This is a genomic window from uncultured Cyclobacterium sp. (assembly GCF_963976465.1).
GTDB lineage: Bacteria > Bacteroidota > Bacteroidia > Cytophagales > Cyclobacteriaceae > Cyclobacterium.
The window spans coordinates 1-4862 of the sequence record NZ_CAXBOC010000439.1 but is presented as its reverse complement, the minus strand read 5'-3'; the positions used below and the strand labels follow the sequence as shown (position 1 = coordinate 4862).

Here is a 4862-nt window from a genome sequence, read left to right as displayed (position 1 = left end):
TTAAGAATCAATTAAACTATATAAAAGTAAACAATTATGAGCACAAAAAAGATCGATGAATTAAAAAATCAGCCAACCTATACCAAAAAATAAGACACAAAATAAAGTAGACATTGCCATTACTTTTAAATAGGGATCTAATTTTTCCGGAGTTTCAAATTTAGCTACAGCCCAGCCGGTTTTTAATATTGAAGGTGCCATCAATAGATATGCCAAAGCTCCATAGGCGTGTTCAATGAACACAAAAATCAGTAGTAATACCAAGGCACTAATGATTAATCCCCAATGGTAGTTTTCTGCAGCCTTTTTTCCGATTCTCACTGGGATGGAAAGCTTACCTGCTGCTTTATCAGACTGTATATCTCTAATATTGTTTATATTTAATACTGCTGTACTCAATAAGCCTATTGCCGCTGCGGGTAACCACAATGTTGGTTCAAAGCTAAGGGTGTGTAAATAATAGGTGCCCATGACACCCACACAGCCAAAAAACAAGAATACTGAAATGTCTCCTAAGCCGGCATATCCATAAGGTCTTTTCCCGGAAGTGTAAGCTATTGCAGCAAAAATGGCCAAAATACCTATGCCTAAAAATAGTAAAAATAAATAAATATCCGCCAAGGCAATGTACAAGAGACACAAACCACTTAACAAAGAAAGAATAGAAAAAATGATAACGGCTATCTTCATTTCTGCGGGTTTGATAAGCCCGCTTTGCACAGCTCTAATAGGCCCTTGTCTGCCTTCATGGTCTGCTCCATTGACACTGTCTCCATAGTCATTCGCCAGATTAGACAAGATCTGTAATAGGGTGGTAGTAATTGCAGCCATAATCAAAACCGACCATCTAAACCCGGATTTTTGATACGCAATAAAACTTCCCATGAATATACTTGATAAGGCCAAGGGAAGTGTCCTCAATCGAAGAGCGTGGATCCAAGCTTGCTTTTTGGTGGAAATGGTCAATTTTATTGTCTTTAGGCTAGTAAAAGGATGTAGGTGCGTTTTTTAAGGGGGATTCACCTAAATTTTGTCAAGGGTATTTTTGAAATGGCGTACTCAAGTACACTTAGGCTTCAATTAATTCAATAATCTCCTTATCCATTGGCTTAACTTTTGAAGGAAAGAACTTTACCAATTCCCCTTTTTCATTGATAAAGTATTTGCAAAAATTCCATGAAGGCTCTTCATTGTTCCAGCCATTTAATTTTTTGTCTGAAAGCCATCTGTATAATGGGTGTTTGTCTACACCTTTCACTGAAATTTTTTCAAAAATCGGGAAAGTAACCCCATAATTCTCTGAACAGAAAGATTTGATATCTTCACTGGTTCCCGGTTCTTGGCCTCCAAAATTATTGGCAGGGAAAGCCAAAATTGTTAGTTTCCCCTTATATATTTCATACAGTTTTTGCAACTCCTCATACTGCGGAGTATACCCACATTTGGAGGCTACATTTACAAGCAATAATTTTTTACCCTTGTATTCAGAAAGTTTGACAGGTTTGCCATCAATATTATTTAAGGTAAAATCATAAATACTATTGTTTTCGAGCAATGCCCCTATACTGTTGTTTGCCATATTGTGATCATTAAGAGGGATGTTCGATTGGCTATTCCACAGCGGAAACTGTAAAGCTACCACTGAAATTGCGAAGGCTAAGAATATTGATTTCATCGTTACATTTTTTGTGGGACATCTATACCTAATAACTTCATACCTGCATTGATTGTTTTTGCAACTTGATCAGACAAAGATACCCTAAAGGCTTCTACTTCATTTTTTGCTTCACTAAATATAGGTAGATCTGCATAAAATCTGTTGTACTCCTTGGCTAAATCAAATAAATATTGTGCAATTACAGCCGGAGACAACTCCTCTGCTGCCAAAGCAATTTTCTTTGAATAGTCTGAAAGCATATATACCAATTGTTTTTCTACTGTCTCCAAGGATGCTAGACCTTCAAAATTATTGCTGCGGTAATCCAGACCGATCTGGTCTGCTTTTCTTAGAATGGCTGCTATTCTGGCATGTGTGTACTGAATAAATGGCCCGGTATTTCCTTGAAATTCAATAGATTCTTGAGGGTTGAATAGCATTCTTTTTTTTGGGTCTACTTTCAGTAAAAAGTATTTGATGGCACCTAAGCCAAGCATTTCATAGAGGTTTTCTGCCTCATCCTGAGAAAAACCTTCTATTTTACCCAATTCTTGAGTGTGCGTACGAGCAGTGTCCACCATTTCTTGGATCAAATCATCGGCATCCACTACTGTTCCCTCTCGGGACTTCATCTTGCCTGAAGGTAAGTCAACCATTCCATAAGAAAGGTGATGCAAATTGTTGGCATACGGACGCTCCAATAACTGCATGATCTTGAACAAAACCTCAAAATGATAATCTTGCTCATTGCCTACTACATAAACAGATTTGTCTATGCCATGGTCTTTAAACTTAAGGTCTGCAGTACCCATATCTTGGGTCATGTATACAGAGGTTCCATCTGCTCTTAATACCAGCTTTTCGTCCAGGCCCTGATCGCTCAGATCAGCCCACACAGAACCGTTTTCTTTTTTAAAGAAAACTTTTTTCTCTAAGCCTTCCGTTACAATGTCTTTTCCTAGCAAGTAGGTGTCGGATTCATAATAATACTGGTCAAATGACACCCGCATTTTATTATAGGTTTCATTGAAACCATCGTAAACCCAATTGTTTAATTTTTTCCATAGGTTAACTGTCTCTTCATCTCCTTGTTCCCACTTGACCAATAATTCCTGCGCTTCTTTCATCCAAGGGGCTTCCTTTTTGGCCTCTTCTTCTGTCTTCCCTGTGGCCACAAGTTCCGTTATTTGTTTTTTGTAGGCTTGGTCAAATAAAACATAATACTTGCCTACCAAATGATCTCCTTTCATCCCGGCCATTTCCGGAGTCTCCTCATTACCCAATTTCTGGTAAGCCACCATGGACTTGCAAATATGTATTCCTCGGTCATTTACAAGGTTGGTTTTAATTACCTCAAAACCATAGGCGCTGAGAATATTGGAAACAGAAAAGCCAAGAAAATTATTTCGTAAGTGTCCCAAGTGAAGGGGTTTGTTGGTGTTTGGAGAACTATATTCTACCATCACCTTCTGATTTCTAGGTTCAAAATGACCCGGGGCTTTTTCTTCCCTCATTTTTGACAAAAGCTCAATCCAAAAAGCAGAGGAGAGACTGATGTTAAGGAAGCCTTTCACTACATTAAAATCAGCAACAGAAGGGTGATTTTCTTTTAAAAAATTACCGATTTTTTCTCCGGATTGTTCCGGAGAGCTTTTGGTAACCCTCAGGAAAGGGAAAAGCACAAAAGTATAACTACCTTCAAATTCTTTTCTGGTAGCTTGAAGGCTTAGGTCTTCACTTTCTACCTTATGATTAAATAGTTGCTCAAAGGCCTCGGCTATTGTCTTTAATATGCTTTCTTGTATTTCCATGGTATCAATTACTTCCTAATTATCGAGGCGCAAATATAAGGTTTTCCTTTCAAAGAGGAGAGGGCTGGGCTTAAATTATATGGAGAGGGTTTTAGACGATAACCACTTGCTATGCTTGATATGAAACTGGAGAGTGGGAGGGAGAATTTTCACTTCTTATACTTGAAGCCAAAGCATTTGAAAACTAGGGGCTTAATGGATAGATTTATTAAATAGCATTAATAGGCTAAAAAGAGGATGTCAACTGATTTTCCCTTGATCCCAAACCTTGGAATGTTTTGGGGCAAAGAGCTATTACAGAATTATAACGATAAGAAAGAAAAAATCAGTAACAATCCACAACTATCAGACTAAGTATTTCGTAATACAATGCGATTAGCTTTACCTAACTAAATAAGTAATAAAATTCATAAAGTTTAACCAGGTCTATAATATGAAACAATATCTCTTATTGCTCTTTTTTATTTCCGGGATCTCTACTGCTTTTGCGCAATTTGAAAAAGGAGATCGGTATGTTGGGGGGAATTTTGGGCTTTCCCTAAATAAGGCAGAGAGTTCAACTACAAACCGTTCCACCTATCTCGCTATAAACCTTAGTCCAAATTTTGGTTACTTTATTAGTGACTTGTCTGTCATCGGCATCAATCCTCAGGTTAATCTTTATTGGAATAAAAACATTACATCAAATAACGAGAAAATCAGTTCCAATACAGTTTCAGGCGGTATAGGCCTTTTTTTTAGAAGATATTTTCCGGTGGTCGATAATTTTTACTTTTTTTTAGAACCCAAAGCCACCTATAATTCATCCTTTGAAGAGGAAAATAAGCCCAGATCATTTGGATTATCTTTATCCCCTGGAGCATCCTATAAAATTAGCCCCAAATGGATGGTAGAAGCTACTTTGGGTGGTCTGGTTTATCATAAGTCATATAATTCTTCAGGAGCAAATCAGGAATATGATGATACACGGTTTGCTTTAGATTTAATTACCGCCAACAGCATAGGAATCATTTATTTTATTAATCAAAAAGACCAATGAAAAAGTTCTTAATCTTTTTTGTTTGCTTGGGGTTTTATTCCATGGGTCAAGAGGCAAATGCCCAGATTTCGCAAGGAAATCATTCTATGGGCTTGGAATTCGGATGGAGTGATAGATCTGTAGATTTACCTGATCAAGAAAACCAACAGAATGATTCCTTCAGTTTAACACCTAGCTATTCTTATTTTATTAAAGATCGGCTCAGTATCATAGGTGGTGGTAGTTTTTATAAAAGGAGAAATAAAAGGTTCAACCAAAATCCCAATTCTTCTGGGTGGGAAAGAAAAGAATGGGATGTTTTTGTGGGATTGAGAAAACACATTGAAATTCGCCCCAAGTTGTTTATGATAGGTAC

The 4862-nt window shown here is 37.3% G+C and carries 5 protein-coding genes; 2 read left to right on the top strand and 3 right to left on the bottom strand.

What is annotated here, in order from left to right; all coding sequences use genetic code 11:
* Nucleotides 1–60: 60 nt before the first annotated feature.
* The 3 genes from AAC037_RS19770 to argS all read right to left on the bottom strand — a co-directional run bounded on the left by AAC037_RS19770 (nucleotide 61) and on the right by argS (nucleotide 3468).
* Nucleotides 61–972, bottom strand: coding sequence for a 1,4-dihydroxy-2-naphthoate polyprenyltransferase (locus AAC037_RS19770; RefSeq protein WP_339905041.1), 912 nt, complete (start codon nucleotides 970–972; stop codon nucleotides 61–63).
* Nucleotides 973–1069: 97 nt separating this feature from the next.
* Nucleotides 1070–1675 carry a glutathione peroxidase gene (locus AAC037_RS19765; RefSeq protein WP_339905039.1) on the bottom strand — a complete coding sequence of 202 codons (606 nt, stop codon included), beginning with the start codon at nucleotides 1673–1675 and terminating at the stop codon, nucleotides 1070–1072.
* A gap of 2 nt (nucleotides 1676–1677) precedes the next feature.
* Nucleotides 1678–3468 (bottom strand): arginine--tRNA ligase, encoded by a 1791-nt coding sequence (gene argS, locus AAC037_RS19760; protein WP_339905037.1) that lies wholly within the window; start codon nucleotides 3466–3468, stop codon nucleotides 1678–1680.
* A gap of 433 nt (nucleotides 3469–3901) precedes the next feature.
* Between argS and AAC037_RS19755 the strand changes: the two genes are divergently transcribed.
* Nucleotides 3902–4507: an outer membrane beta-barrel protein gene (locus tag AAC037_RS19755; RefSeq protein WP_339905035.1), complete on the top strand. Its 606-nt coding sequence runs from the start codon at nucleotides 3902–3904 to the stop codon at nucleotides 4505–4507.
* A partial coding sequence (locus AAC037_RS19750; protein WP_339905034.1) for a hypothetical protein occupies nucleotides 4504–4862 on the top strand: 359 nt, incomplete at its 3' end. The genes AAC037_RS19755 and AAC037_RS19750, both read left to right, overlap by 4 nt.